This is a genomic window from Nocardia sp. NPDC058497 (assembly GCF_042720195.1).
In the GTDB taxonomy this organism is placed as follows: domain Bacteria; phylum Actinomycetota; class Actinomycetes; order Mycobacteriales; family Mycobacteriaceae; genus Nocardia.
Genome location: NZ_JBHXMY010000287.1, coordinates 1 through 3,279, shown reverse-complemented (window position 1 = coordinate 3,279; position 3,279 = coordinate 1). Strand labels below are relative to the sequence as shown.

At 66.8% G+C, this 3,279-nt stretch carries 4 protein-coding genes; 3 read left to right on the top strand and 1 reads right to left on the bottom strand.

Translation table 11 applies throughout. From position 1 onward, the window contains the following. Window positions 1-84 precede the first annotated feature (84 nt). The 3 genes from ACFWPJ_RS19345 (at window position 85) to ACFWPJ_RS19335 (ending at window position 3,048) form a co-directional block, all read left to right on the top strand. Complete coding sequence (locus tag ACFWPJ_RS19345; protein ID WP_378853177.1) at window positions 85-282, top strand: hypothetical protein; 198 nt, start codon at window positions 85-87, stop codon at window positions 280-282. A 76-nt stretch (window positions 283-358) separates the two neighbouring features. After that, window positions 359-2,197, top strand: a complete 1,839-nt coding sequence (locus ACFWPJ_RS19340; RefSeq protein WP_378853175.1) for a type IV secretory system conjugative DNA transfer family protein — start codon at window positions 359-361, stop codon at window positions 2,195-2,197. After that, window positions 2,194-3,048: a DUF4913 domain-containing protein gene (locus ACFWPJ_RS19335; RefSeq protein WP_378853173.1), complete on the top strand. Its 855-nt coding sequence runs from the start codon at window positions 2,194-2,196 to the stop codon at window positions 3,046-3,048. Before ACFWPJ_RS19340 ends, ACFWPJ_RS19335 begins: the two co-directional genes overlap by 4 nt. A 46-nt stretch (window positions 3,049-3,094) precedes the next feature. Here the strand turns inward: ACFWPJ_RS19335 and ACFWPJ_RS19330 are convergent. Next, window positions 3,095-3,279 (bottom strand): hypothetical protein (locus ACFWPJ_RS19330; RefSeq protein ID WP_378853171.1); only part of this gene is annotated, 185 nt, incomplete at its 5' end.

The window sequence follows — 3,279 nt, the reverse complement described above, 5'->3', positions numbered from 1 at the left end:
CCCCGCGCCCACCCCCACCACCCCATACCTCAATTGGTTTTACTGCTTACCGATTGGTGGGGGGGGCCCACCGGGGGGCCTCAAGTGCCACTGGCAGTGGGCGGCGAATCCGCCCACGTCTCGACCCCAGGGTTCCCGTCGGCTCCGGCCGGCTCGGTGATCTCGAGCGCGGTCGACGCTGCCCTACCCGATGACGGTTTCACCGCCGAGTGGAGCACCCCGGAACTCACCGGGGTCATCGACGCTCCACGCCGCGAACCCGCCATCGACCCCCAATTCTGAAAGCACGAGGTGAATCATGTTCTCTCCCCGAGAAACCCGACGCCGCGATAAGACCGGGATGGGTGAGGAGGCCAGCATGCTGCTGATCCTCCTGGCCCTGCTCGCCGTGGTCTTCCTGGTGTGGGCAGCGCTGAAACTCGGCAGTTGGTGGGCCGGACAGCCGATGTCGTGGAACCCGTTCCACGCGCTGCTGTCTGTGCTGGCCGGTGACCGGCGGTGGCCGTGGCAATCCACCCCGATCGCATTGCTGCTGCTGTTCACGGCCGGCGCGCTGGCCGTGCGAGGCGTGCAGGCTTTCGGCTCGGACCGTGAGGTCGATGCCGCCGCGCGAACCATGCAGCGGCCCGGCAAGATCCGCATCGCCCGCGCGGCCGACAATCTCGCCGAGAACCAGCGACTACTCAGCGACGCACCACCGCAGGTTCAAGCCAACCCAGGACCACTGTTGGGGCGCACCGTCATCGGCGACATCGCCCTACATGTACCCGCGGAGCTCGCCGTAACTGTGACGGCGGGGCAGCGGACCGGGAAGACAGTGGCGTGGGCGATCCCGGCGGTGCTGTCGGCGTGGGGTCCGTGTCTGGCGACCTCGAACAGACCGGACTTGTACCGGCACACCGTCTACGGGCGCGAACAGGTCGGCCGAGTCTGGGTGTGTGACCTGCAAGCGGTGACCGGGGGGGTGGTGTGCGGGTTCTGGGTGAACCTGCTCAACCAAGTCACCGGCCTGCCCGCAGCACGGAAGCTCGCGGGATTCTTCGTGTCGGGCTCGGCGGGCTCGGCCAGTGAGATCGCCAACGCGAAGACCGACGCCTATTTCGACGGTGGCGCGCAGGAATTGTTCGCGCTGTGCACCTTCGCCGCCGCGTGCGCCGACGGGGACCTACACCACGTGGCGGAATGGTTGGGCCGCGACCAAGACCCGACCCCAGCGCTGATTCTGCGTCACTACGGCCATGACCGGCCCGCCGCGCGGATCGTGGAATGCCAAGGTCTCTACGCTCGCCAGCGCGACGGTCTCTATGACATGGCGCGCCGATTTCTCAACGTGCTGTCCGATTCCGGGTACGCCCAAATGGTCACACCCCCGGTCCGGAAACTGTTCCAGGTCAGCGAAACCACCGCGAAGCCGACGGACGGGCGGCCGGGTCGACCGGGCAAGGTGTCGATAGTCGCCCACGGGGTCCTGATCGAGGTTACGGAGCAGGCCCGCACCCACGAGCTGCCGGAGTTCGACCCGGCCGCGTTCGTGGTCTCGAACGACACGTTGTATCCGCTGTCGATGGCCGGTCCCGACGGCGCCACCCCCCTGACCGCGGCCCTGGTCGGCCAGGTTCTGGAAGCGGCGCTGATAGCGGCTCGCGCGCGGGCGGACGGACGGCTGCAGACTCCGCTGCTGTGTGTGCTGGATGAGGCCGCCAACTGCGCCCGCATCAGCGAACTACCCAGCTACTACACGTATGCGGCGGGGTCCGGGATCATCTTGATGACGATTCTGCAGGTCCTCGAACAAGGCGAAGACCTGTGGGGCGTCAACGGATTGAAAACCATGCGCGCTCAGTCGATCGAGGTCTATGGCGGATCGATCGCCTCGCGCGACTATTTGGAGCACTGGTCGGCGACGGCTGGGCAACACGATGTCTCCGACCGCTCCCGCACCTACACCCCCCACGGGATCCAACGCACCCTGTCCTGGCGCGCCGAACCCATCCTCGACGTCGCGATGCTGGCCGCTCTGCCCAAAGACCGTGCCCTGGTACGGCTCCCAGGCCACGGACCAGTCGTGGTCCGCAAGATCTGCTGGTGGGACACCGACTACGCGCCAGTGGTGCGCAGGTCGATGCAACGCTTCGAGGGCGGACGGGTGTCGCTAGTGAAGGCGGTCTCCTCGGTGGCGGGGGAGGGACAGTCGTGACCAGCCCGAGCCCAGCACCAGCGGCGAGCGCGAAAGCGCCGATGCCGCCGCAGTTCCGGCACTTCACCGACTTCGCGCACGCGTGGATGCTGCCCACGATCAGCGTCCGCCTCGCCGAAGCGAACCGGGAGAACACCTACACCTGGTGCACCCGCTGGTGGGCGCACCGGCCGGTGGCGGTGCGGGTCGCGCACCTGCATACCGCGTTCGAGGCGATGCGTCGCTCCAAAGCCGGGTCGAGCCTGAGCACCTTCCTGCTGTCGCACTTCGACCCGCACGTCTCCCACATCCTCGACGCCGCGAACGGGCCGTTGCATCGTTGCACCCGCGCCCACCATCAGGCCACACCATCGTTGCCGTTCGACCCCGTACTGCCCGGCTGGTTCGGTACCAAACCGGCGGTCGTCGACGAGAGCAAGCCGCCGAAGAAGTTCTACCACTACAGCTCCTTCGTCGAGCAATGGCTACTGCCGGTGACCTCGGTGAAGATCGCGGCCAACAATCGCGAGGGCCAGTACACGTGGTGTCGGCAGTGGTGGCGCCACCAAGCCGCCGCTATCCGGTTCGCCGGCGTGCATGCGTGTTTCGAAGCCGCGGTCAACGCCGACGACAAGATGGCGATGAGCAGCTTGTTCGTCCGCCACATCGACCCGCAGATGCGGTATGTCCTCGACGCCGCCAACGGGCCCCTGCACCGCTGCACCCCCGACCAACATGTCGACAGCCCAGGCTTGTCCGCCGAGACGATCCCGGCGAACTGGTTCGGGGCACCCAGGTCGACGACCCCGATCGAGTACCTCGGGTTCGGCCCGGACTTCCGGGCACTCGCCACCGGAGGTGAGTCAGTGTGAACGAGGCTTCAAGAGTTCACAAGCGCGTGTTGAAAGCGCTGCAGAATCAGGCCGCGGAGTCGGCAACGTCCTGGCGCAGCCCGGGGAGCGACTTGTTGATCTCTGAGAGCGACGTAGAGGCGCTGTTGACGCGGCTGCGTGTCTCGCGGTTATCAACATGGAGCTCGTTGACCTGAGTGGTCACCGTCTCGGTGATCTCACGGCGCGAGGTCTCAACACGCTCCCCAAGCG

Excerpts from the sequence above, each read along its gene's own strand:
- ACFWPJ_RS19340 (WP_378853175.1), top strand. The coding sequence starts at position 359 with ATGCTGCTGATCCTCCTGGCCCTGCTCGCCGTGGTCTTCCTGGTGTGG.